We start from the raw sequence: 24,984 nt of genomic DNA, 5'->3' as shown, positions 1-24,984 counted from the left end.
TACACTAGGTTTATTCAATCACGAACGGAGGATATTCATCATGACAAACATCTTAATTATTGGCGCAACGGGTTCTGTGGGCAGTGTCACCCGGCAATATTTCTTGGACAACACGGATGATCAGTTAACACTGATGGCCCGGAGTACGGCACGTTTGGGTAAATTATCCGACCGCGAGCGAGCTGTGACTGGGAGCGTTACCGATGCGGCAGTTTTACAGGACGCTTTAAAGGGGCAGGACGTGGTCTTTGCCGCCTTGAGTGGTAACTTGGCTGGTATGGCCAAAAGCCTGATTGCAGGGATGGACGAAGCTGGTGTCAAGCGGCTGTTGTTTATCGCTTCCATGGGTATTTACAATGAAATTCCGGCTAGCCTTGGTGCAAGCGGAAATCTGCGGCGCAATCCAATGCTGAAGGGCTACCGGAACGCGGCTGATGCTGTGGAAGCCTCTGACCTGAACTACACGGTGATCCGTCCCGGCTGGTTCGACAATGGTGGTGACACGGATTATCAAGTCACTAAGAAGGGCGAACCCTTCGGCGGCCACGATGTTTCCCGGCAAAGTATTGCTGATCTCGTGATGCGGTTAGCTCACGATGAAACGTTGGGATCACGCGACAGTTTAGGGATTAACCGGAAGTAAGCTGTTCTTGAATAAGACAGATTAAAATGGTTGGGATCGATGACGTGAGTGTGGTCTACCAGAATATTCTGGATAGCAAGAATCACCGGTATGTCGACTTCAAAGTAGCAGAAGATTCAAACGAATATAGAAAAAAACAACGACTAACAAGAAGCTCATCGTAGATTCCCCCGGATCTGCGGCGAGTTTTTTGTGATTATTTTGGAAAAAGGCTTGCCTTGCAGTTACTTCAAGGGATTAGAGTAGGTTCAATCAGTTAAGTTGAAAGGGAGTAAGTAAAAATGAATGAAGAAATTTTGAGTTTGTATCGTGCCTACAACGTCGCCATGGCTGCCGATGATACGACGGCGCTGGACCGGTTGCTGGCACCAGACTTCACGTTGACTCACATGACCGGCTACGTTCAGCCTCGAGCCGAATGGTTAGGTGAACTTCAGCGGGGCACCATGCGGTACTTCTCCTCTGCTGAGGATCACGTGGCGGTAACAGCTACTGATGATGGCTGGCGCGTTGTTGGACAGAACCGGGTCGTTGCCAGCATTCACGGGAGTGGCAAGTACGAATGGCCACTGAATACGGACATGATGGTCCAACGCATCAATGGCGATTTACAAATTATGGGGGGCCGTCGTGACGACCTACTAACGGCTAAAGTTAAAGCAACACCAATGTTTCATGTGAAACATTAGCGGCCGTTTCCGGTGAGGAGCGGCCCTTTTGTCTGGGAAAATTTAAACGTCAAAAAGGGGCACCACCATAACGGCAGTGCCCCCTCACAAAATTGGAAGTAAGCAGACTAGATAAATTGAATCAATGACATCAAGACTGGGACCACGACAATAAATAGAACGGTACTAGTCGTGACTACGTTGGTGGCGTATTCCACGTCACCGTGGGATTCGTTCGCCAGGATTGGCAAGACAGCCAGCATTGGTGTTGCGGATTGCACGATCAAGGTTTGTGAAGCCAGCGTTGGGAAGGTGGCGCCGAAGTGACCGGCAGCTAGTAATACCCCGACCATCAGGATAGGGGACAGGACGAACCGACCCAGCAAGGCGACGATGGTGTCACGGTCAAAGTGAATACTCTTCAACCCGGCATCGGCCAGGACAATCCCAATGTAGATCAGGGAGAGCGGTGTCACCAGGTTCCCCACGTAAGTCAGCGTAGAGTTAATGAAGCTGACCTTGAGCACGGGGATGTTGAGAAGCAGGAAAATCAGGGCAACTAGGAAACCAACCAGTGGCATCGGGATGACTTTCTTCCAGTCAATCTTGTTGTGGTGCTTTTCCTTCGGCTTAGTTGGATCATCGTTTGAAATCAGGAAGACCCCAAACGCCCACGTGGATACGGTGTTGACGATATAGTAGACCAGAAAGTAGGTCATACTCTTATCGCCAAACAGGGCGATGTTCAAGGGTAACCCGATGAAGATGGTGTTGGCGTTGACCATGGCGTTGATAAAGATCCCTTTACGACCAGGCCGCACGTGCATGAGCCGTACCAGGCCGAATGCAATCACGTAGCCGATGATAACGGCAAGAAAGGCGTAGACTAGGTAACCCGAGAAGGAGACCAGTTGCCCCCGCGTTAACCGACTTAGAACGGAAACGAAGATGGAGGCGGGCAGTGCAATGTTCTTAATAAACTTTGAGATGGTCCCGCCGAATTTATCATCGAACCAGCCTTGCCGCCGGAGGACAAAGCCAAGGATCATGATTAAAACAACGACGAGGACACTTTGAATCGAATTCCATAATACAGCCACGAGTGACGTCCTTCTTTCAAATAATTTCTTTCAGCGACTTATGCCAAGCGCTGTAGGGTAGTGATTTGTTTTTGAGACAAGTGGTTTTTAAGATTAACTGTTATGCTACAACTTAATCATACACAACGGATCACGACGTATTATGCCAGCGGGAATTGGGGTGAACCAACTCCTGCTGGCACAAATTAACGTGTGAATTAAGTTGTCTTGGAGCAGATTAGTCGAGACTCTTGTATTCTGGGACCCACTTCATGTCAGCAACGGCTTGCTTGGCATCGGCGATGGGCTCCTTGTTTAACTTTTGGTCGAGAACGCTTTGGGCCACGATTTCAGCCAACTTTTGGGAGAATGTCGTCAGTTGCGAAACGGGTGGCAAGACGGCCGCCCCGGGTTGGGTGGTGTCGACGATGCCTCCGAGGGCGTGGCAAGCAGCAGAGAGAGTTTCCCCGTTTAAGACCTTGGCCTTGGCGGCAATTAGACCGAAACCCAAGCCCGGATACATCAGGGCGTTGTTTCCTTGGCCAATGTGGTAAGTGGTGCCCTTGTAGTCCACGTCGCCGGCAGGAATCCCGGTGGCAATCAGAGCCTTACCATCCGTCCATTTGATCAGGTCAGCAGCCGTCGCTTCGGCCAGCTTCGTTGGGTTGGACAGTGGGAAGATGATTGGCCGTTCCGTGTGAGCCGCCATGTCCTTGACGATGGCTTCGGTGAAGGTTCCCGGTTGGGTAGACGTGCCAATCAGGACGGTTGGGTGAACCGTCTTGACCACGGCAGCTAGGGTCGTCAGCTCGTCGGCGTTGTCGAATTCGGCGCGGTCGCGGGTGAATGGTTCCTGTGCGGCGGTCAGGTCTGGCGTGTCACTGAATAACAGGCCTTGCTTGTCGACGGCGTAGAAATGCTTGCGGGCTTCGTCTTCAGAAAGGCCAGCGCGCTTCAATTCATCGAGAATCTGGTTGGCGATACCCATGCCGGCAGTTCCGGCACCGAACGTCACGAATTTTTGATCCTTGATATCTTCCTTGGAGATGTTCAGGGCGCCGAGGATTCCGGCTAAGACGACCATCCCAGTTCCTTGGATGTCATCGTTAAATGTGGCAATTTTATCCTTGTACTTATCGAGGATGACTTGAGCGTTGGAGCGCCCGAAGTCTTCCCAGTGCAGGAGTGATTCTGGAAATAGCTTCTGTTCTGCGGTCACGAAGCGGTCGATGACGTCGTAGTATTGGTCACCGGTGACCCGCTTGTGGTGGTTCCCTAAGTAGAGGGGATCGGCGAGTAAGGTAGCGTTGTTGGTACCGGCATCAATGCTGACGGGCAGCACTTGGGCGGGGTCGATGCCGGCGGCTGCGGTGTAAACCATCAGTTTACCCACGGCGATGTCGACACCGTTGACGCCCCAGTCACCCATACCGAGGATTCCCTCAGCGTCGGTTACGACGACCAACCGGATGTCCCGACCGTCAGCGGCATTTTTCAAGGCAGCTTCGACGTTGTCGGGGTCATCTACGGAGATGAAAGCGGCGTTTTGGGGGTCGGTGAAAAGGTGACTGTATTCTTCAATAGAATCGGCAACCGTTGGGTCATACACGATTGGCATGAATTCAACGACGTGATCGTCCATCAGCCGGAAGAAGAGCGTCCGGTTCTCATTGAACAGGTTCATCAGGAAAATGCGTTTTTCCAGGTCATTAGGCTTGCTTTGGAATTGCGCGTAGGCTTGTTTGGCTTGTTCGTCTAGCGTTTGGACGTGGCTGGGTAACGTCCCGACGAGACCGAGTGATTGGCGTTCAGCCTGAGTAAACGCGGTGCCTTTATTTAAAAATGGATTATTTAAGATTGCAGCTGTGGATTTCATAGATGATTTCCTCCAATTCGTGGTTAACTTTACAAGTCATACTATAACCGGTTATAAAAACTATAGTCAAATCTAGCGGTTGTTATAAAAATAATTTATAATGGGCCTATAAACAGTACTAGAGAGGAGTTCTAAAATGAACACGAAAGACTTAGCCTATTTTGACCGTTTAATTAAATTAAAAAACTTTTCGCAGGTCGCCCTGGAGTTCGGCGTAACTCAGCCGACGATTACCACCGCCATTAAGCGATTGGAAACGGATTTTGGGTCAAAGCTGGTGTTGCGTGACCGGGTCCACAACACCCTGACGGTGACGGCGAGTGGTCAGCAGTTGGCGATCCATGCGGCGGCTATTCTGGAAAGATTGGCGCTGGCCCATCACGAGATCAGCAATCTGACACAACAGCGAACGGTACTGGGATTGCCGCCAATCATTGAGAACCACTACTTCCCACGGGTGGCTGCCCATTTGCAGGAGTTGGGGATGTTGGAAAATATCGAGACTTTGGAAGGCGGGTCGGTCTGGCTGCGCAACGCCCTGCGCGACGGTCAGGTAGATCTGGCCCTATTGGGGTCAACGGAGCCCCTATCGTACGAGACGTTGGTGGCTGAGGAGTTCGATCGCAAGCCGTTCAACATTTTTGTCTCACGGCAGCACCCTCTGGCGGCGCGCAAACGGATCTACTTCAGTGAGCTACGTCGGGAAAAGTTCGTGTTATTTAATAGTAGTTTTATCCATAATACGGCGTTTAATCAGCTGGCCCGGCGCAATCATTTCCGGCCGGACGTGGTCTACCGGGCCCGCGATACCCATATCATCATGAACTTGGTGGCAGAAAATGTGGGCGTCACCTACCTGACTGCGTTGGTCGATCAGCACCGCGATGACGTGGTCCGGCTGGAACTGCTGGATGACGAGCAACCGGCGTTTATTTCTAGCATCGTCTACCGATCGTCACACGTGCTGACGCCGGCACAGAAGCAGGTGTTAGCGGTACTGCGAGGGACACTGGAGTAACAAGCTAATTTAAAAAATATATTTCTGCTATTGAAAAATATTTCGCCTTTGATTACGTAGTTAAGGAGTAGGTGGTCAGTGGAAAATGGATAAAGCGGAATGTAAAATATATCGTTTTAACATCATATATGATATAATGGCTTTACCATTTTATTAGACCAGTGAGTTGCCTAGTAAAATGATTGGAGCTGGACATGAAGGATTCTAAAACTGTTTTTACTTATATGGGGCAATCTAATGGTAAATCTGAATTCGAGGATTTTTTAAAATCGCTATCTGATAAAGAAAGACGCAAGGTGCTAGCAACGATTAGACTTGTTGAGACTGAGGGGATGCTAGTGGCGCGAGAGATGCAGTGGGTAAAGAAGATAGATCAGAATCTTTATGAGCTTAGGACGCGTATTGGAAGGGAATATATTCGGGGCATTTATTTTCATACGATTGCTAATCAATACATTATCACGCATGGATTTAAGAAAAAAACGAATCAAACACCCGTGGGGGAGATTAGGCATGCTAAGAACGTCCGAGATGAATTTCTGAAAGGTGGAAAATAACTGTGAAGTTAGAAAAGGTTGACGACCTAATAGACAAGCTCAGCGAAAATCCAGAATTTAAAGAAGGGTTTGACGCTGAAGTTGCGCAGTTGGAGTTAGCAGTGACGGTCATGAAAGCTCGTGAAGAAGCTAATCTTTCTCAGGCAGAGTTAGCAGAACGTATTGGAACTAGTCAAGCCGCTATCAGTCGTGTTGAGAATGGTACAGGCAATCCTTCAGTTAAAACGCTAGCGCGGATTGCGCAGGCCCTAAATCAGCCGCTGTCCATTTCAATCGGCTAAATAAAATTGCCAGCACCCTAAAGAGGCGCTGGCAGTTTTGATCTATCGTTTGGGAAAGGGAATAATATTTGAAGACTTGCTGGGCTGGTCATCGTTACCATTCCGGAGGTAGCCGAATTCCTGTTCCATGAATTTGTCGAATTCTTCTGGCGTATCGGGAACCTCATCATCGTCATCATCCGTGGTCATTTCGGTGTAGAGGTTATGGGCCTGCGCATATTGTATCAATTGGCCCACGCCCTCGCGATTGGATTTGTAGGCATAGAGCACGTGGTCGATGCCCAGTGCGTCTGGAATTTGGGCAACGGCATCGGCCGGTACGTTCTTCTTGATTTGTTTGTAGGCCTCGTTATCAATGAAGGAAAATGAAAATTTGGACGTCGTCACGGTCAACGTGTCATCGTCGTTGCTGAGGTCCTGAAGGTCATTGAGAGGGATGGTGAATTCTTCTCGTTTGTTGGTCATGAGATTCTTGGTGATTAACTTGAGGGTATCCTGTGGCGTCAACAGGTTGTCTTGTCGCCGTTCGCGAGCTTCGGCCAAGGCATCAGTCACCAGCTTTTCGAATTGATCATCGGACAGGTGCAGCACATCCTGTGAGGCTTGCATGGATAGCATGAGTAGATTGCGGAAGACGTCGACATTGGCGTAGTCGGGAGTTTCCGGGGTAAATGTGATCTGCGGGTCGCCCTGTGGGGTAAGGCTGGCTTGATAAATGATGTGGTCGTGGCTCATAGTAATCCTCCTGTAAGGTTTGTCTTGCCCCCATTATACCTGGAATTGCGGAAGTTGCGACTGATTTTCAAAACTTGTATGATTAACGCTAAGAAGGAGGTTTTCCCATGAATATACAGGAAAAGTTTAGCTACATGGCAACCGGTAAAACTTACAATGATCTCGATCCGGTGCTGATTGCAGCACGAGATCGTGCTACGACCAAGACCAACGCGCTCAATGCGACGAATGATCCAGCAGAACGGACGCGGTTGTTTACGGCATTGGTGGGGAGTACCGGTGCTGATCCGGTGGTCAATCCTAACTTTCGCTGCGAATTTGGCACGAACATTCACGTTGGTCGGGACTTCTACGCCAATTATGATGTGGTCATGCTTGATGGTGGCCGAATTACGATTGGCGATTACGTCTTGTTTGGCCCCAAGGTTGGCCTGTACACCAGCAATCATCTGTTTGATCCGACTGAGCGTCAGCTGGGCGGGTGCATTGCCAAGCCCATTACAATCGGGAATCACTGCTGGTTAGCAGCCAATGTATCGGTGATGCCGGGCGTCACGATTGGTGAGAATACCATTGTCGGAGCCAACAGCGTGGTGACGCACGATATCCCGGCTAACGTGATTGCGGCGGGAAATCCTTGTCGGGTGTTGCGGCCAATCACGGCGGCGGATAAGACCGGATTTGTTGGGCAAGATTTCGTTTGAAATCGCGCTGATAGGCTGGAAGTTATCAATTTACATAGATTCGTGTTACACTGACAGCTCGCCTTGGGGGCTGTTTTTTTCGTTCAGGTGGTGTATCATCATTAGATAGTGCAAAATGAGAGGATAGAAATTCTATGTCAATGTTTTTCCGCGGGCTGTTACTAAGTATCGCGCTGGTCTCGTCAATCGGGATGCAAAACTTATTTGTCTTTAATAACGCCATTAATCAACGGCTACCGCGGGCTGGCATCGTCGCTGTCATGGTCTGGTTCGCCGATACGGCACTGACTTTAGCTGCCTTCTTCGGGATGGGCGCCCTGATTGGGGCACACGAAACGGTTAAATTAATTATTATGTTGCTCGGGGGAATTCTGGTTCTCTGGATTGGGTTTGGGATTCTGCGGTCCGCCAGTAGTTTTCGGCTAGCGAGTTCCAGTCAGACTATGCCCATGGGAAAGTCGCTGGTCAATGCGTGGGTCGTGACTTGGGCTAATCCTCAAGCCATTATCGATACAAGTCTGATGTTTGGAGCACTGCGGAGTACGCTGGCTGATGGGGAAGTCCTGCCATTTATCACCGGGGTCGTCACAGCGACTGCCATCTGGTTTGCCGGGATCACGTTGATTCTTGGTCTCCTGAAAGAACGGTTGCCACAGAAACTGATGCTCTGGGTCAACATCCTTTCCGGAATTGTCGTGATGCTTTACGGTGCTTACCTGCTCTGGCAAGCTGGCCAGCTCTTTTGGTAGAATCTAGGATTAGGTATAAAATCAAAAACGTCTCGTTCAGGCAGCAATTATCTGAACGAGACGTTTTGTTTCACATGAAACATTTTAGAAAAGGATGGCCAATCCTACGATGATGAAGAGTAAGGGTGAAAGCCACGCACCGAATCGGGCGAAGAAGGTGGTGGCAGCTGTCGAACGGGCGAGACGGTGACTAGCCACCAGCCAGAGGGCGACCAGCACCAGAAAGATGAGGAAGACCCCACTGAAGTCGGTCGCTGTTAAGCTGGTGAAAAAGGGGATGTAGATGCTGAGGTTATCGCCACCATTGCCCAGTGTTAGCGACCACACCAGTGGCAGACTGACGACACGGGTCAGTTGGGGTGGCAACGTTTGATTGTGTCGTGCGGGCCACCAGTTAACGAGGCCCGTCACCCCCAGAATGAAGGGAACCAGGCCTAACCAGTGGGTCCAGTGAGCTACGTTGAAGTGGAGCATGCCCCGGCTGATCAACCATGAGGCGAGAATCAACGTGATGATACCCAGGTATTGCCCGATGATGATGGCGCGGGCCTGTCGGCGATTCTTGGCGGCCAACCAGAGGAGCAGGAGCACGATGAGATCGTCAGTGTCCGTGACGAAGAAAATGCCGATACTGGTGAACAGTAGTGAGAGTGACATGAGCAGATCCAACCTTTATTTTGAAATGAAAAAGCGGCCGTCTCCAGCGAGATGACCGCTTCATTTGTCTAGTTACTTAGCTTCTTCTTTAGCTTCAGGCTTGTGCTTGAAGACGACCTTCATGGATAGGAAGTAGTTGACCGTGACGGCAACCGCGTGACCAATGATCTTGGTGATGGTCCCGTTGGCGCCCATGACGGAGATCCCTAACCACAGCATGACGAATTCAATCAGATACGTTGCAATCCGGGTGCTGTAGAAGGTTCCCATTTCACGAAATGGCGTGTTGGACTTGTGCTTAAAGACAAACGTTCTGTCCAACCAGAATGACCCTTGGACGACCAGAATCCAGTCAATAAAGTTGGCCAGTTGATATTCAATGCCCAGGGTGTGCGATAGGAAGTAGAAGAGGGCGATGTTGACGACGACGGTCAACGCCCCAAATAACAGGTAACGTTGGACTTGGCCGTGAACTTTATCTTCGACTTCTTCCAGTTGTTCTTCGAATTCTGCTTCCGTTTCAGTTAACTCCGCTTCATACTCTGCTTCAGTAGTAGGGTAATGGTCGTGCCGTAAAGGCGTTTTGTCTGGTTCGCTCTCCATAACTTCTGAGACCTTTCTGTGACGTTCTAACCCTAAGGCATACCGTTACGAGAGTTTTCAGCGGCCAACCCGAGTTATGAAAACGTGTAATTAAGTTGCTAATTTAATTATACCGTTTTTAACCGCCACTGCAACGCAACACCACCTTTAATTTGAAACAGTTGGGTTATCGCCTGCGGCTGCCAGGGATTCTGCCGCTGTGGGGACCGCTTGCAGCCAAAGAGCGGGCTTCCAGCTCGGTTCGGAACCTCGCCAAAGTTCTGCGAGTTTCCGAACACGTCCCACGCTGTAAGTCCGGGGAGAAGCGAGCGCCCGGCCTAACACCGTCGTCACGGCTGGCGCCATCCCTGGCTGCCTCCGGCTAGGCAACGCCAACTTTCAATTTCAAATACAGCTGGTAATTGATTTTAGCCGATATTATTTGCAAACCCACATTGTTACCAATTATGTTTGATATCAGGTTTGTCTAATTAATGCTGCAAAAAGTGTGTGAGATAATCAAAAACAACGCGCTCATAGATTTCATGAGCGCGTTGCGAGGGGTTATTATAAAGTTGAGAAACAGGTGTTAGTTGGCAACGTAAGCAGCGCGGTAATCCGCGTCACCGTTGAACTTGTTGTAGACGACACCCTTGACTTTGGGGTTGACCAGACTGCTGGTCCGGCTTTCGTAGAGTGGGGTGACGGCTTGGTCTTTCAGTGCGGTCTGTGCAGCAGTGACCAGGTCTTGGTAGCGGGCGGTCTTGTTGAGCGCATCCGTTCCTTCGGCGGCCTTCAGAGCACCATCGTAAGCCTTGCTATCGTAATGGCCCATGTTAGAGTTGTTTGCCGATTGTAAAATCTGCAGAGATTGAATTGGGTCGGCGTAATCCATACCCCAGCTGGTCAGGTTTAGTTGGAAGTTGCCCTTGGAGACGTTGCTGAGCATGGATGGGAATGGCATTGCCCGGACTTCGACCTTGGCCCCCAGCTTACTGGTGATGGCGCTTTGGACAAATTCAGCGATGTTTTGGCTGGCGTCATCGTTGCCACAGGTGATGGTCAGCGTGACGGCCTTCTTGCCGAGTTGCTTCAGGGCACTCTGGTAGAGCTTCTTGGCCTGCGCTGGGGCGTAATCTACGGTGCCTTTGGTGTAGGCGTCGCTGGTGAAATCAGCACCAGTCTTGGGGTTCTTCATCATGTCGTGGACACCGAACGTCTTGGCTGGTACAGAGCCGTTCTTCAAGACTTTGGTTGCCAATTGTTGCCGGTTAACCGCCAGGGAAATGGCAGTCCGTAAGTCCTGGTTGGCAGCAACCTTGTTGTTTTCGTTGTATTGAATGAAGCCAATCCGACCTGCAGATAGGGATTTCAGGTTGGCGTTGTTCTTATTTTGCGTCGTTTGTTCGCCGCTCAACGTGACTTGGTCAAGCTTCTTGGACTGGTAGAGGTTGTAGGCCGTGGTGCTGTCCTTGATGACCTTGTAGTCGATGGATTGAAGCTTGACGGACTTCGCTTCAGCGTAGGTGGCATTCTTCTTTAACGTCCAGTTATCGCTAGTCCCGCTCCAGTTGGCAAGGGTGAATGGCCCGTTGTAGACGGTCGTCTTGGCAGAGGAACCGTACTTGCTGCCATACTTGTTGACGGCCTTTTCGTTCAGTGGGTAGTAGGTCGTGCTGGCCAGCATCTTCTTAAAGTAGGAGGCAGGTTGGCTCAGCGTGATCTTCAGTTGGTACTTCCCGACCGCCTTGACGCCGAGGCTCGATGGCGACTTCTTCCCGGCAGCAATGGCGTTGGCGTTTTTTATATTGGCAAATTGATAAGTGAATTCCGACTTGGATTTCGGATTCAGCGTCCGTTCCCATGAGTAGACGAAGTTCTGGGCGGTCACGGGGTCACCGTTGCTCCATTTGCCATCGTGACGCAGGTTGATGGTGTATTGATGGCCGTTATCGGAAACGGTGGTCTTGGTAGCCAGGGCATTTTCAGCTTGGCTGTTGGCGTCCAGGCGGTAAAGGCCTTCGCCAACTTGACTGAGCGTGTTGCTGGAAATATTGTCGGTGATCTTGGAAACGTCTAGGCTGGAAATCGTGGCGGTTTGGTACAGGTTTAAGTGCTGTGCAGCCGCGGTCTTAGTGGATTTCGAGTGGGCAGTGACGGCGAAGATACCGCCGCCGATAACAACGATTCCGGCGCATAATAGTAAAGCTTTCTTGTGATCTAATAAACTCATGATGTATTCCTCCAAATTGTGTGATTGTCTGGGTTAGAAATAACATTGAGCTTTGCCATCGTTTGAGCATTAGGGTTCCTCCTCGGTTAGGTTAAAAATGTATGCAAAAAACCGTCCTCAACAGCCAATGTGTTAAGGACGGTTTTAACCGCGGTGCCACCTTAATTAGATGGGTCGTCGTCAAATAGACGGACCCCATCCCTCTCCACAGGAAACTAACATTTCCCTGACAACTGACGTATGTCGCACGTCTTCCCGTACTGCAAATGTTTCGGGGAAGCCCTCGGTGGTCCATTTAACTACCTGCGTTCGGCCGTACTCTCAGCAACGACGGCTCTCTTTACGTGCACGATAATCTTGATCTCCACCTCAATGGTTTGTTTCGGACGATTTATTGAATTGAGGCTAGTGTACCCCCGGAAAAGAACGGTGTCAACCAGGAAACTGAAATTTATTTTGAATGGCTTTTCTATTATTAATAATTAGTTATTAGAATTAACCAACCAAATTATAACTATCGTCGATGAGCTGGTAGAGTGTCTTAGTATCGGTCTGATCGTTCAGGACAACGGTGAGCCAGTGTTCCTTATTCATGTGGTAGGCCGGAAGATAGCCGGGCTTCTGCCGCAGAATACCTGCGAGATCCGGATCGACTTTGAGGTCAATGACATCGATCTCATCGGTACCGGAGAGGCCAAGCTTTTCTTGGGACACGTTCATGACTAGGGCAAACCATTTGTTCTGTGGCGTCTTGAGTACGGCGTAGTGGGGGAAGCTTTTGAATGTGTAGACTGGCGTTGCGGCATAGTTATTTGCGATGTAATCGAAGATATCTTGACGAGTTGCCATGGGCAAAAACCTCCTAATCATTTAGAGACTGACTTTAGTGTAAGCGGTGTCGGGTAGTGGGTCAATGGACGAGATGTTTGAGAAGAAAATTAGTGGATGTGGAGATGAGTGTGGCAGGGATTGAACCAGCAACTTGTTAGCTAAGTGGGTAAAACGATAGTTCTCGCTATTGCGGTTCATTTCGGGCATACTGGGTGAAAGCAACGAGAAGCGTCTCCTTACTAGAATTTAGCAGGGGCATACAAAAAGTGAGATGCCTCACAGGACATCTCACTTTCCTTTACCTAAATATTAACGGCTATTTGCCAGGAACGTAGTCTTCATCGATGACCAAGACTGGCTTGATCGTCTTCCCGGAAACGGAGTCGGCATTGGCTTCGTTGATTTGGCTGAACTTGTAGAACTTTTCAGTCTTCTGGTAGTCGAACATACCTAACTTGTTGAATTCAATCAACCGTGGAATATCAACTTGAGGAATAGAGTCCCCCATGTTGACCCCGATGACACTCTTGTCGTTGACACAGAGGTCATTCCAAGTATCCAGGTCAATGTGGTGGTTCGTTACGGCAATTGCAGCCGAGGTCCCACCTTGTGCCAAGGCGTTGATGGAGTTGGAGATGACACTAGCAACCCCGGTCGTGTCGACCGCGTAGTTGACACCGTAGCCACCAGTCAAGTCTTGCACAGCCTTGACCACGTCGTCTACGTCATTACTGTTGATCGTGTCAGTGGCACCGAGTTCCTTGGCTAACTTCAGCCGAGAATCCACGATATCAATGGCGATAACCTTGGTGCAACCAGAGATCCGGCCGGCCATCATGGCAGCCAACCCAACGGCCCCAGTCCCAAAGACGGCGATCGTGTCACCAGGCTTTGGCTTTAAGGTGTTCAGGACAGTCCCAGAACCGGTTACGTAGCCACAGCCCAGAGGACCTAAGCCCCGCAAATCCAAGTCCTTGTCGACTTTAACGGCATTCCGTTCCCGAACGACCGTGGTTGATGTGAAGGAACTTTGGTCGAACATGTCGGCAACGTCATGACCGTTTTCAGTAAAGTGCGCGGTCCCGTCTGGCCGAACCCCAGAAAGGTTGTTGGCAGCGTAGTTTTCACACTGCGTTGGAATTCCCTTCAGGCAACTCTTACAGTTCCCACAGCCGTAGAAACTCAGGACAACGTGATCGCCCGGCTTGAATTGGGTAACTTCGGGGCCGACTTTTTCAACGATCCCAGAGCCTTCATGCCCCAGTACGATAGGGTAGTCAATGACGGCAACCCCAGTACGGAGCGCTTCGTCGGAGTGGCAGATCCCACTGGCAACCATGTGGACTTGAATGTCATCTGGGCCCATTTTGGCCAGTTCAACGTCATCACGAATTTCAAAATCAGCATTTTGCTTATCAACAACTGCAGCTTTAATCTTCATAATTGGCACCTCGGTTTTAAATTTATGTTTACATTGATAATTATCACACATGTAGCGAGAAAAGCAAGCGCTTTCACGAAAGTAACTCGTTACCTATGTCCTTTAAACTACCGTCATACCGGCGTTTACAATAATTTGCATCAAATCGTCGAAATTGACGGAATTAATCAACTTTTTTCACATTCACAGGAAAAAAGATAATTCCTGACGAATTACCTTTTTTCGACGCTATGACTAACCGTTGGCCTTTTCAGGATGGCCTTGTAGGTAAATAACGTGGGTGTTCAGGAATTCTTCGATCCCGTGCTTCCCATCGTCACCACCGATACCAGATTCCTTCCAGCCGGAGTGAGACCCATTCATGGCTTCGAAGTTGAACCGGTTGATGTAAGTTTCACCATCTTCGAGTTCCTTGGAAGCGCGCATGGCGTTGTCGAGGTTCTCGGTGAAGATGGAGGAGGTCAACCCGAAGTCACTGTCGTTAGCCATTTCAATGGCGTCATCCAAAGTCTTAAAGGTCAAGACAGGAAGGACTGGGCCAAAGATTTCATCTTGCACGATTTCGGAATCTTGCTTGACGTGACTAATAACCGTTGGTTCGAAGAAGAAGCCCTTAGCGATCTTAACGACGTGACCACCAGTTTCTAGCTTGCCACCGGCCTTAACGGCGCGGTCGACCATGCCAGATACCTTATCTAAGGCAGCTTGGTTGATCAGTGGACCCATGCCGATGTCTTCGTGAGCCATTGGATCGCCGACGGTAACTTCACCCATCTTGGTAGCCAACTTCTTCGTGAATTCATCCGCAATATCTTCTTGAACGTAGACCCGTTCACAGTTGTTGCAAAGTTGCCCGTTGTTGTCGACCCGTGAATCGATGATGGATTGAACGGCCAAATCGATGTCGGCATCCTTGCAAACGATGGCAGGTGCTTTCCCACCAAGTTCTAGAGATACCTTGGCCATGTGGGTGGCAGCAGCAGCCATGACCCGCTTCCCGGAGTTAACGGAACCAGTCAGACTGATAATGCCGATCTTCTTGTTCTTGGAAAGTTCATCCCCGATGACGGCACCAGGTCCCGTAACGATGTTAACGACACCCTTAGGAATGCCAACCTTTTCACAAATCTTCCCAAATTCAAGGCCCAAGTTAGGCGTATCGGTACTTGGTTTCATGACGATTGTGTTCCCGGTAACCAAAGCTGGACCCATCTTCCGTGCAATTAAGAAGAATGGGAAGTTCCAAGGCAAGATACCGGCAGCGACACCAATTGGTTGCTTGTCGATCATGATGCTTTCGTTAGGGTTATCAGATTGAAGAATTTCTCCTTCATAGGTTCGTGAAGCACTAGCCATGTAGTCAAAGTAGTCAGCGGAGAATAGAATTTCCGTAGTGGCTAATGACTTGATCTTACCTTGTTCTTCTTGCAACATGGCGATCAGGTGAGCGGAGTCCTTACGAATTTCAGTGGCAACGTCGTGAAGGTATTGTCCACGGGTTGCGGCAGGAACCTTCTTCCAGGACTTCTGAGCTTCATAGGCAGCATCGATGGCTTCGCGAGTTTCATCGAGAGTTGCACTAGGAACAGTGGAGATAGGTTCCCCGGTAGCTGGGTTGATCACGGTGATCAAGTTACCAGAAGTGGAGTCCTTGAATTCACCGTTAATGTACATTTGATAATGTTTCAATGCGACAGAGTTCTGTGTCATAATGCGAAATACTTCCTTTCCCAATTATCCAAATCGGTAGGTGCGATAACATCGAATATATCTGGGTAGTAAACGAAAAAACGTCACAGATTGTTACAACATGAGCAAAACATAATCAAAACTAAACGCGCGTATTTATTTGATTACTCGACATCGTTATAGTCCCTTTTGTGTTTGATTGCAAATTAATTCACAATAATTTATACGCGAAATCGCCCTTAAAGTTCGGCAAATGTCAAGAGCGACTAGCGGTTCGCAAATTTTAGAAGATTTGTTGCAAACTTTCTAAACTACAGGTCAGCGGGAGGGACCGCTAGATTCTAAAAATTCAGGATGATTCTCCAGAAAGGTCTTAGCACGAGGATGACTGACTAAAAAGTCGTGTAACTTAACCGGATCGGCAGTGAGTTTCCGCAGTTGTTCAAATTCAGAGGGGGAGTTTGCGGTGGTACCTGGGTAAAATATTTCTGTCGTGCTACGGTCTTTTACGGCCTTGACGTAGACCTGGGCGACGTTTGCAGGAAGCATGGCCTCACTGGTGCCAGAGATTCCCTGAATCGTAATTAAGCCCACGTACGTGTTGGTGCCGGCCATTTCGGCAGCTAAGGAAAGGGCGTAGCTGCGGAGGGCCGCTTTGGTAAGTGATAAAGTGGTCGTCGTCTTGTCGGGGTGGTGAGCAGCGCCACCACCCGTGAAGAGGATGTTGCGAGGGGTGTCAGTTGGGGCCAGATCTAAAAATTGACGACTGGTGGTAATGGCACCGAGAACGTTGGTGTCGAAGCGTTGGCGGATCTCGCTGGTGGGCGTGGTTAAGGGGCCGTCTAGCGTGGTATTCGCAACGTTATAGACGAGAGTCTGGGGATGACCGAATTGGCGGCTCACCTGCATAAATAGGTTCGCCGTTTGCTGCGGATCGGTTGCGTCCGCGGCAATCCAGTCGGCCGCTAAGCCTTCCGTATGAAGCTGTTCCGTCATGGTCTGTAAGTTCTGCGCATTACGGGCGACCAAGATGGGATGGTGGCCGGCTTCGCTAAGGGCTCGCGCGATGGCGAGTCCAAAGCCGGAGCCGGCACCAAGGACAATAACTGTCTTTGTCATGAGTTTTGCCTCCGATATTCGATGGATACGAGCTGTTTCACGTGAAACACACCCGCCTGAAGGTACCATACCAGCTTAAAGAGATTAGCGCAAAGAATGGAGCGGTAAACCCGAATATTTGTTGAATAACCGAATCAAGTTAACCACTGAAATTTTCATCGGTGATAGTGGATAGGCCGGATACGCTGCTGATTTGATGGCTATTAGCGGCAAAAAAGCCCAAGACAATTTTGTCTTGGGCTTTAATGATCAGCGTCCTGGAAGAACGCCAACTGACTTACTTAATTTTTTCGTTGGTGATGGCTTCGATATCTGCCTTGGCAATCTTGGCCATGTGTTTCTTGAGGTGCTTAACGTCATTCTTGTTGGTGATGAAGCCAGATTCAACCAGGCTGTAGTCGATGCCGCGGTGACGTAAGACGTTGCAGTTCCGCAGGTTCGTTCGATAGCTGAAGCCATTGTAGGCACGGTTCAGACCGACATACTTCTTGATGACCTTTGCCAATCGTCTGTCACGTTTCGTGGGGTGCTTCTTATGAATGATCACGTGGCCACCGTGACCCGCGGGGGCATCTAAATGGAACATGATGACCGTGGTCTTCTTGTTGAGCTTATAAGAGCCCTTGTGATGGTACAAGGTGTCACTGACCAAATTCTTCTTAGGATTATAGAAGGTAATCGTGCTGCCCTTGACTTTCTTCGCGTACTTTCGCAGTTGAGGTAACATGTGTTTCCGCAGGAAGGTGGCTTCCGTAGTCCCGTTACCGCGGGCGCCAGGATCGCCGGCACCGTGGCCCATGACGATTAAGTAGTGTTTCTTGGCCTTTGGTTTTGCTTTGGCCTTGGCTTTCTTGGCCGTTTTAGACGTGGTTGTCTTGTTAGCGGCGTTGGCTGTAGTGAGCGTTGTCGTTGCCAGGACCAGTGGCAAAAGTAGCATGATACCGGCAACGAAGCCCATTTTCCAGTTGTGTTTCATTCTTGATCGACTCCTTATGTATGCTTGTTAACGCCTTTAATCATACGCCAAAGGTGCTGATTAAGGTAGTGAAACTTACAATAAAAAGGAATTATACAAGAGAAAATGCACAGCGCCGTGCAAATATGGTCAGACACCGGTAGTAGCTTAGTGGTAACGCGCGGCCATCTCTGCGAGGGTGGTTTTTATGCTAGCTACAAACTCGGCGGGGGCAATGACCGCAACGTTGCTGCCTTGGCTGAGTAGCCACATCTTGGCGCCAATATCGAAAGCGGTGGCTTCAATTACCACGTAATCTGGGTGGCGCGTGATAATTTTGGCTGTGGGAAAGCGGTCAAGAGCGGCCTCCACAATTCCCCAGAATTTGAAACGGAGCGTAATTTCCTTGCCCGGCGTCATGTAATGGATGAGTTGTCGCAGTTCACCATCCTCAAAACGCTCAGCGCGGGTCCGTGTAATGGGCTGGCTGCTGGTTTGAAAGTGGCGAATTCGGTCGAGGCGATAGAAGAGATTGCTTCGATACTTGGCATTGTAGGCGACCACGTAAAAGTAGTATTCGGAAAAGATAACGGCCTCTGGAAGAATCGTACGAGTCACAACTTCGCGGTGCTGTTTCTGGTAGATAATGGTTACCGGCTGCTTTTGCGTGATGAATTGGCTGAATTGCCATAGGCGGTCTAAGAGTGGTTGTTGATGTTGCAACGGTTGATAATAGAATGATTCATTTTTAATAATTGGTTGAATCTCGCGTTGATCTTCTGGCGAGGAGAGGTTGAGTAGATTGGTGATGGTCTGGTGCATTTCGTTGGTGGTCAGTGACCGACTTGCTAATAACACTTTTATTAATAATAAAATGGATTGTTTAGTAATAGTGACCGGAGTTCCGTGTAACTGGTAACCGTTTAGGCGGCGGGAGTAGATTAACTGATAGTCGAGGCTTTCGGTTGTTAGGAACTCACGGAGCTGACTAAAATCGCGTTGGATTACCCGGGAAGTTACGTTGAAGCGATTGGCAAGTTCGGATTTAACGGCGACGTGGCCGGTTAGTAAAATTTGAAAAATATAGAGTTGACGGTAGGCGGCGTTCATGGAGCATCCTCTTTTCGTAGGTAGACGTATATGTTCTATCTGTCAGTGTAAGCTGGAGGCAATCAGTTAGCAATGGGGGAATTAATATGGATGATCCACGGAATTGGCAGGCTCTGTACCGCGAGCTTTCGCAGGTTATTGGTCGTTCGGCAACGCGACAACTTTACCATTACTTCCGAGGCATGCAGGTTAGCTTCCCGCAGCGGTTATTGGATTCGCACCGGGAGGCTGATCTGATGTATCAGGAATACTGTCGTGGTAGTAGTGTGACGCGGTTAGCCCAACGACATAATTATTCTGAGCGGAGTGTTCGCCGGATTTTAACGAAATTCAGAGAATAATACAAGGTAGACCTCATTTATCCCTGATGGTAATCCGCATTTTCCCTCGCCTTAAGCCTTTGATACGCTAGTGATGGCGGAAAACCGTACAATGAGGAGGAATTGGTAATGGCAATGCGTGTGGATTTATTACAGGAATCATACGCCCAGTTATACGAGCTATTGGGTGAGGATTTAACGGAAAAGATTTACGAAATGTATCGCGGACGGCAGATCTCATTTCCGATGCGCCTTTACAATCGCGACAAGGTAGCTGAGCAAATCGTCGAGGAATACGATGGGCATAACTTGGCCCAATTGACGAAGGAATATGACTATTCCCAGCGTTGGATTCGTCAAATTATTCAGAAGAGTCGCGAACGCGATGAAAAGCAGAAGTAGGCTGGTAGGTTAAATTCCCGGACAGCTGATTGGTAAAAGTGAGGACGCTTGGCTGGGCTGAGCGTTTTTTGAGTGGCATCAGTTCTTGCTTAATTGCGGATCAACCCAAAAACGGACGGTCATCGATAACGATGGCCGCCCGTTGGGAGTTGTCGTGGGGACAACTCCCGTAAAATGGAAAAACGTCGCCACTACTGTTTGGTAGCGGCGACGTTTAGTTAGGTTAATCTTCTGCTGATTCTGGTTCTAAGTTTTCGGTAGCGGGTGCTGTTCTCTTTTGAACGGCGCCAAGGACTGCCCGTGCAATGGGACCGACCACGATTAATTGAAGTGGCAGGGCCATGAACAAGTTGAAGATCCAAGTGTGCAGGTAGGTAAGGAAGAAGTTGCCGCCGAAGTTTTGCGTCACGATCATCCCAAATAATGACATTAGCGTAACCATTCCCACAACCATCATGCACGAGATAGTCAGGGCGATCCGAATCTGCTTTTTCTTCATGTAGTCGTTTAAGATAAATTTGAAAAAGATGCCCTTAACGGTGGGCCCGATGATTCCCAAGTCGCAGATTGCGGCGACCACGAGCGCTAACGGGTAACCCATCAGGACTTCACGGATGAAGTGGTGAGAGAAACCGTCAGTTAAGGCGATGTTGTAGCCGGCCATGACCAAGACCATCAGTCCGGCCATAACGGCAGTAAATAAGAGTTCTTCTTTAAAGTTTTTAGGCATTGTGTTGCTCCTCGTTTGAATTTCCCACGAGATGCTAGCGTACCATATATATTTTCATTTCGTAAGGTTTATTTTGAAATTAAATGAAAAGAACGCTTACTTCTTTAAAAATTGTCAATCGTGGAACCAGTAAGGGCGAATTGACAGTGTTTTTTTGAAAATGGGGGTGGTGAATAGAACGGCAGTTATCGGGAGGAGTAGACATCATGCTAGTTTGCTTGTCTACGATAAACCGCATTACACCGTGTTTTTTACGCGGAATTATACAAGGTAATCGGCGTTACCTTCGACCGCTGATAACGCGTACTATTATCCTGCATTCATTATTTAATAACGAAATAATTATGAAGCGGGAGTGGTTTTTGTGCATCGTGGAAAATACATATTGCGTAGTCTGATGGTACTGATCGTCATGGTTGTGGGGTTAGCAGCCTTGCCAACATCGTCAGCATCTGCCAAAAGTGTGGCTGATAAGACCGCCTATAACAAGGTTTATAAGAGTTCGCGAACGCTGTATCATACGAAGTATGGGTTTTATCATAACTTATATAAATCAGGGACGAAGCGGTCGGCGTCGGCCAAGCACCTGTACGAGCATCATTTTAAAATCACGCGGGTTGCTAAGAACGGTCACGGCGTCTTCTTCAAGACCAACTACGGTTGGATCAATCGCGATGCTTTCTACAAATGGTTGCGGTACAATGGAAAGCTGAATTATGGTATGAAAGTCAGCAAGAAACACATTCTGTTGTATAACAAGCCGTGGGGGCTGAAGGGCGCCAAGGTCACTGGGAGCACAAGCACTAAGCAGCTGGTGGGCCACTGGTATCACGTGGATAAGCGGGCCGAACTCAATACGGGGACGGGTTACTACCGACTGACTGCTGGCAACAAGCATTATTGGATTCGCGGGAAGTACCTCGCTTTTAATACGAATAAACTGAAGGGTAACGTCAAGAAAGTCGAAAAGGCTATCAAGACGGGTTCTGCCTTGGTCGGTAAGTCCAAGTACGACTGGGGTGGTGGTCGAACGAGTGCCAGCATCGCTAATCGGCGGTTCGACTGTTCTTCATTTATTCACTGGATCTACGCCAAGTCTGGCGTACGCTTAGGGCCGACATCGAGTTGTACCACGTACTCCCTAGTTCATATGGGACGGAAGATCAAAGCCAGCAACATGAAGCGTGGGGATATCTTCTTCTTTAATGATAAGGATGAGGGTAAGAACTGTCATGTGGCCATTTACCTTGGTGACAAGCTCTTCTTGCACGACTCACCTAGCTCTGATACCGGTGGTGTTGGGATTTCCAGCTTGAATGATGGTCACTGGAAGACCCGGTTCAACCATAATGTTCGGCGGATCGTGGGTTAATTTAGAATAAAATCGAGTGCCGTGATCAATCTGAAAAGATGGTCGCGGTATTTTTGTGACTAAGCCAGTTCTATATGCGAAATTAATAATTGAGTTCTCCGTGTTTTCATGAAAGTCTACTCGTCGGTTTCCTTTTTTTTGAAAAAAGGCTAAACTGCAATGAGGAGGTTTTTCAAGTGAAGACACAAGAAACAACACTATCGAAGCGGACAATCCTACTCATGGCGGTGGTCACTGGAGTTATCGTGGCCAACCTGAATTTTATTCAACCCATTGAGAATTTGATTGCGACCGACTTTGCTATTTCAAAGGCAGCGGTGGGGACGTTGGCCATGGTCACGCAATTGGGATACGCGTTTGGCTTGTTACTGATCGTACCGCTGGGAGATATCTTTAATCGCTATCATCTCATTCAATTCATGATGATTCTTTCAATTGGCTCGTTAGTCTTAGCGTTTTGGGCACCCAATGCCGCCGTCTTTGCGGTGGCGACGGCGCTCGTTGGAATTACGTCGGTTGCGCCACAGATTATCATTCCGTATGCGGGATATCTGGCGCCGGCGTTACAACGGGGTCGAGTTCTAGGTGTCGTGCTCAGCGGTCTGTTGACAGGGATTCTGCTGTCACGCTCCTTCAGTGGTTTACTGGGGAGTGTGATGCCGTGGCAATATATTTACCTGTTGGCGGCAGGTATTGATCTGGTCTTTCTGATCATCGTTCATTACCGATTGCCACAAGATGCGCGGGGCCATCAGAACCTACGCTACTGGTCGGTCATCGGCATGTTACCGAAGTTATTTACCGGTCAAAGGGCACTACGGGGGGCAGCAATCAACGGGTTCTGCCTGTTCGGCATGTCTAACGTTCTCTGGTCGACGTTGGCCTTTTATCTGGCAGCGACCTACCACTTGGGTAGTAGCGTAGCCGGCCTGCTGGGACTTCTCGGGATCGCCGGTGTTCTGGCCGCGCCGATGATTGGGAACCTGGTTGATCAACGTTCACCACGGTTGACGATTAGCCTGTCGATGGCACTTTCTGGCGTGGCCTTTGTGATCTTTTGGGGCGTTGGTCACTGGATGGTTGGCTTGATTCTGGGAATTATCCTGCTTGATTTGGGAACCCAGTTTAGTCAGGTCTCCAACCAAGCAATCGTCCAATCGTTGAATCGCAAGCTAAGCAGTCGAAATAATTCGGTCTTTATGTTTAGCTACTTCTTAGGTGGGGCGATTGGGACCCTTGCGGCAACGTGGGCGTGGACCCACGCAGGTTGGCTCGGCGTTTGTGGCGTAGCTCTGGCGTTCTTAGTGATCGCGCTGCTGGGTCATTTGGTGATTGGGGAACCGGAGAAGTTGGCGACGGAGAACTAGGAAATTCTGATATAGTTACTTTTATCTAAAATAATATCAAAAATCACCTTATCCGAGGACTAGTGGATAAGGTGATTTTTAAATGAAACCTTAATCGATTGTGCGAACGAGATGTTTATTTGCCGTAATGTATCCGCCGGCGACCTTGTAGCGTAAGGTATCGCCCTTACTAAAATCGTTGGCGTTTGAGTAGGCCCAGCCCTTAACCTTGAAGGTCGCGTGAGCTTTCTTGGTGTAGTGGCGGTTGCGCTTAGTCAGGTTGGCCGTACCGTAACGATTCAGTGCTTTCTTGGCCTGAACACGCTTGGGCATCGTCAGCTTACCAGCGGTGACCAGCTTTTTGTTGGCGGTGATATACGTGCCGTTATTGAGTAGGAAGCGAGTTGTCATATTCTGGGTCACGACTTTTTTAATCGTCAGGACCTGGCCCTGCTTGTAGTGAGCCTTTTGATGCGTGAGGTCCTTCTGACCATAAGCATCGACACCATTTGGACTAATCACGGTAATCCGTTTGTAGGCGGGAGCGTAGTAGGCAGACGTCGTGTAATCAGTATTGGCTGTGATATAACCGGTTTGTCCAAACGTGTCGCTTTCAGAGTTTATATCTTTGACCTGGTAGCGTTTGACACCAGTCTTGGAAGTAGCGGTGCCAATCACTTCAAACATCGGCCGGTTCAGCCGCGACTTCTTGGCGTACCACTGCTTGAGTGTCTTACTGCTAAAGTCAGGCGAGCTGTAGAGGCCAATCTTCTTGGTTGCGGACAGAACAGTTGCTTTGACGACAGCGTTCTTCGCATAGGTGTAGGTGACGGACTGCGCGGTATCGCTAAATGTTCCCGATTCCGTCCCAGCCGTCTTGGCAAGTGTGTAGCCAGCGATGGTAAGTGGCTCAGCCTTGTAGGTGTCGTTCAGAGAACCCGTTAAAGTTTTATCGGGCTTCAGCGTGTTACCTTGGTCATCGACGTAGTGGACGGTGACGGGCTGGCTGGTAGGTGCTGGAGAAGAAGACGCTGGTGTTGAAGGGCTTTCATTTCCAAAAATAAGGGCGATAAGTCCATTATCAATCACCCGACTAGTAATTAAACGACCATCTAAAGAATAGGATAGAACGTTGCCGTTAGCGTCAAGTTGTGGTGTCAGGTAGTCTTTTACATACGTGGTTGTCCATAACTTGTAGGCATTGCTGGCGGTTGCATCTAGGTTTAGTTGAGCGAACGTTTTGGCAAAGTCTGGGGCATCATAGTTTATGTAAAAAGTTGGGCAGAAAGTCTCCGCTGTAGAACATATCTTTTCTTCAAAATTGACTCGGCTGTCAAACGCACCTGCAAATATATCTCTATTTAAATTGAGGTCAGATAAGATCTTAGGTAACACATTTTTTGTGTAATCTTCGTGGGCTTTTTCGAGATTAAATGAATTTTCATCTGATTGATACTCAGCAGCTTCTTTAATAAACCAGAGCTCGTAATATACCTGTGCTTTTGCCTTATTGAGGATAGCGGTAGAAGTAGGACCGAAAATGAAGTTTCCCAAGGTTTCTTCTGGTGGATTGTCAGCAAATGTACCACCGTTGACCATATTTTGAATGATGCGCTTGGCCATTTGGGCTGATTCGGTGCTCCCTATAGAGGGAGTGGATGCAAAGCAATTTGCCCACCAAGTGTCTCCGCCATCTTTACCGAGAATTTCATCGGACGTGTAAGAGCCTTGAAGTTCGGAGAACAAGTAGTGTTGCTGGGTTTCGTTGCCATTTACGTAGTTGATATACGGCATCTGTTCAGAACTAATCTTAATGGGATCAGCGCGATTATTGTTAGTCGTGACGTTAGCCGTCTCAGAGCTAGGGAGTGTCAAATTTTTTGTGTA

General features: G+C 49.0%; 25 protein-coding genes and 1 other annotated feature. Of the genes, 11 read left to right on the top strand and 14 right to left on the bottom strand.

The annotated features are described in order from the left end of the window. Positions 1-40 precede the first annotated feature (40 nt). Together FD07_RS08505 and FD07_RS08500 are read left to right on the top strand one after the other, a co-directional pair. Complete coding sequence (locus FD07_RS08505; protein WP_020089918.1) at positions 41-643, top strand: NAD(P)H-binding protein; 603 nt, start codon at positions 41-43, stop codon at positions 641-643. 281 nt (positions 644-924) lie between these two features. Continuing rightward, positions 925-1,332 carry a nuclear transport factor 2 family protein gene (locus FD07_RS08500; RefSeq protein WP_020089917.1) on the top strand — a complete coding sequence of 136 codons (408 nt, stop codon included), beginning with the start codon at positions 925-927 and terminating at the stop codon, positions 1,330-1,332. Positions 1,333-1,439: 107 nt separating this feature from the next. On the opposite strand, the gene FD07_RS08495 is transcribed toward FD07_RS08500, so the two are convergent. Next, positions 1,440-2,411 carry an AEC family transporter gene (locus FD07_RS08495; protein WP_020089916.1) on the bottom strand — a complete coding sequence of 324 codons (972 nt, stop codon included), beginning with the start codon at positions 2,409-2,411 and terminating at the stop codon, positions 1,440-1,442. A 217-nt stretch (positions 2,412-2,628) separates the two neighbouring features. After that, on the bottom strand, positions 2,629-4,266 hold the full coding sequence (locus FD07_RS08490) for a malolactic enzyme (protein WP_020089915.1): 1,638 nt from the start codon (positions 4,264-4,266) through the stop codon (positions 2,629-2,631). A gap of 136 nt (positions 4,267-4,402) precedes the next feature. Here FD07_RS08490 and FD07_RS08485 point away from each other — a divergent pair, with 136 nt between their 5' ends. The 3 genes from FD07_RS08485 to FD07_RS12615 all read left to right on the top strand — a co-directional run bounded on the left by FD07_RS08485 (position 4,403) and on the right by FD07_RS12615 (position 6,122). Further along, positions 4,403-5,284 carry a LysR family transcriptional regulator gene (locus tag FD07_RS08485; protein ID WP_020089914.1) on the top strand — a complete coding sequence of 294 codons (882 nt, stop codon included), beginning with the start codon at positions 4,403-4,405 and terminating at the stop codon, positions 5,282-5,284. Positions 5,285-5,478: 194 nt separating this feature from the next. Next, positions 5,479-5,841 (top strand): type II toxin-antitoxin system RelE/ParE family toxin, encoded by a 363-nt coding sequence (locus FD07_RS08480; RefSeq protein ID WP_020089913.1) that lies wholly within the window; start codon positions 5,479-5,481, stop codon positions 5,839-5,841. A gap of 2 nt (positions 5,842-5,843) precedes the next feature. Then, entirely contained in the window at positions 5,844-6,122 is a 279-nt protein-coding gene (locus tag FD07_RS12615; protein WP_020089912.1) for a helix-turn-helix domain-containing protein, read from the top strand. Positions 6,123-6,164: 42 nt separating this feature from the next. Here the strand turns inward: FD07_RS12615 and FD07_RS08470 are convergent, their stop codons facing one another. Beyond that, positions 6,165-6,857: a hypothetical protein gene (locus tag FD07_RS08470; protein WP_020089911.1), complete on the bottom strand. Its 693-nt coding sequence runs from the start codon at positions 6,855-6,857 to the stop codon at positions 6,165-6,167. A gap of 107 nt (positions 6,858-6,964) precedes the next feature. Between FD07_RS08470 and FD07_RS08465 the strand changes: the two genes are divergently transcribed. Continuing rightward, on the top strand, positions 6,965-7,561 hold the full coding sequence (locus FD07_RS08465; protein WP_020089910.1) for a sugar O-acetyltransferase: 597 nt from the start codon (positions 6,965-6,967) through the stop codon (positions 7,559-7,561). Between the two features lie 134 nt (positions 7,562-7,695). After that, positions 7,696-8,310, top strand: a complete 615-nt coding sequence (locus FD07_RS08460) for a LysE/ArgO family amino acid transporter (protein ID WP_020089909.1) — start codon at positions 7,696-7,698, stop codon at positions 8,308-8,310. An 84-nt stretch (positions 8,311-8,394) separates the two neighbouring features. Here the strand turns inward: FD07_RS08460 and FD07_RS08455 are convergent, their stop codons facing one another. From FD07_RS08455 to FD07_RS08410, 9 genes are all read right to left on the bottom strand, one after another. Next, positions 8,395-8,967, bottom strand: coding sequence for a cadmium resistance transporter (locus FD07_RS08455; RefSeq protein ID WP_020089908.1), 573 nt, complete (start codon positions 8,965-8,967; stop codon positions 8,395-8,397). Positions 8,968-9,039: 72 nt separating this feature from the next. Next, positions 9,040-9,570 carry a GtrA family protein gene (locus FD07_RS08450; protein ID WP_020089907.1) on the bottom strand — a complete coding sequence of 177 codons (531 nt, stop codon included), beginning with the start codon at positions 9,568-9,570 and terminating at the stop codon, positions 9,040-9,042. Positions 9,571-10,138: 568 nt separating this feature from the next. Beyond that, positions 10,139-11,782, bottom strand: a complete 1,644-nt coding sequence (locus FD07_RS08440) for a peptide ABC transporter substrate-binding protein (RefSeq protein WP_020089905.1) — start codon at positions 11,780-11,782, stop codon at positions 10,139-10,141. Positions 11,783-11,913: 131 nt separating this feature from the next. Further along, positions 11,914-12,164: a binding site (T-box leader), on the bottom strand. A 113-nt stretch (positions 12,165-12,277) separates the two neighbouring features. After that, complete coding sequence (locus FD07_RS08435) at positions 12,278-12,631, bottom strand: MmcQ/YjbR family DNA-binding protein (RefSeq protein WP_020089904.1); 354 nt, start codon at positions 12,629-12,631, stop codon at positions 12,278-12,280. Positions 12,632-12,929: 298 nt separating this feature from the next. Beyond that, positions 12,930-14,054, bottom strand: coding sequence for an NAD(P)-dependent alcohol dehydrogenase (locus FD07_RS08430; protein WP_020089903.1), 1,125 nt, complete (start codon positions 14,052-14,054; stop codon positions 12,930-12,932). A gap of 234 nt (positions 14,055-14,288) precedes the next feature. Next, positions 14,289-15,764 (bottom strand): aldehyde dehydrogenase, encoded by a 1,476-nt coding sequence (gene aldA / locus FD07_RS08425; protein WP_020089902.1) that lies wholly within the window; start codon positions 15,762-15,764, stop codon positions 14,289-14,291. A gap of 297 nt (positions 15,765-16,061) precedes the next feature. Next, positions 16,062-16,862: an SDR family NAD(P)-dependent oxidoreductase gene (locus FD07_RS08420; RefSeq protein ID WP_020089901.1), complete on the bottom strand. Its 801-nt coding sequence runs from the start codon at positions 16,860-16,862 to the stop codon at positions 16,062-16,064. 277 nt (positions 16,863-17,139) lie between these two features. After that, positions 17,140-17,838: an N-acetylmuramoyl-L-alanine amidase gene (locus tag FD07_RS08415; RefSeq protein WP_020089900.1), complete on the bottom strand. Its 699-nt coding sequence runs from the start codon at positions 17,836-17,838 to the stop codon at positions 17,140-17,142. Between the two features lie 147 nt (positions 17,839-17,985). Beyond that, positions 17,986-18,927 (bottom strand): helix-turn-helix transcriptional regulator, encoded by a 942-nt coding sequence (locus FD07_RS08410; RefSeq protein ID WP_020089899.1) that lies wholly within the window; start codon positions 18,925-18,927, stop codon positions 17,986-17,988. 86 nt (positions 18,928-19,013) lie between these two features. Between FD07_RS08410 and FD07_RS08405 the strand changes: the two genes are divergently transcribed. Continuing rightward, entirely contained in the window at positions 19,014-19,268 is a 255-nt protein-coding gene (locus FD07_RS08405) for a Mor transcription activator family protein (RefSeq protein WP_020089898.1), read from the top strand. A gap of 108 nt (positions 19,269-19,376) precedes the next feature. Then, the gene (locus FD07_RS08400; protein ID WP_020089897.1) at positions 19,377-19,649 is read left to right on the top strand and encodes a Mor transcription activator family protein; all 273 of its coding nucleotides are present in this window, start codon (positions 19,377-19,379) and stop codon (positions 19,647-19,649) included. Between the two features lie 223 nt (positions 19,650-19,872). On the opposite strand, the gene FD07_RS08395 is transcribed toward FD07_RS08400, so the two are convergent. Beyond that, positions 19,873-20,379: a DUF2798 domain-containing protein gene (locus tag FD07_RS08395; RefSeq protein WP_020089896.1), complete on the bottom strand. Its 507-nt coding sequence runs from the start codon at positions 20,377-20,379 to the stop codon at positions 19,873-19,875. A gap of 364 nt (positions 20,380-20,743) precedes the next feature. On the opposite strand from FD07_RS08395, the gene FD07_RS08390 reads away from it, so the two are divergent. Next, positions 20,744-21,751 carry an NlpC/P60 family protein gene (locus FD07_RS08390; protein ID WP_155823077.1) on the top strand — a complete coding sequence of 336 codons (1,008 nt, stop codon included), beginning with the start codon at positions 20,744-20,746 and terminating at the stop codon, positions 21,749-21,751. Between the two features lie 221 nt (positions 21,752-21,972). Beyond that, entirely contained in the window at positions 21,973-23,118 is a 1,146-nt protein-coding gene (locus FD07_RS08385) for an MFS transporter (protein WP_051089611.1), read from the top strand. Between the two features lie 90 nt (positions 23,119-23,208). Here FD07_RS08385 and FD07_RS08380 read toward each other — a convergent pair. Then, positions 23,209-24,984: DUF5776 domain-containing protein (locus FD07_RS08380; protein WP_162254222.1), on the bottom strand; the 1,776-nt coding region annotated here is incomplete at its 5' end.

This window comes from Levilactobacillus parabrevis ATCC 53295 (assembly GCF_001434055.1).
GTDB lineage: Bacteria > Bacillota > Bacilli > Lactobacillales > Lactobacillaceae > Levilactobacillus > Levilactobacillus parabrevis.
This window is presented reverse-complemented; position numbering and strand designations above follow the sequence as displayed.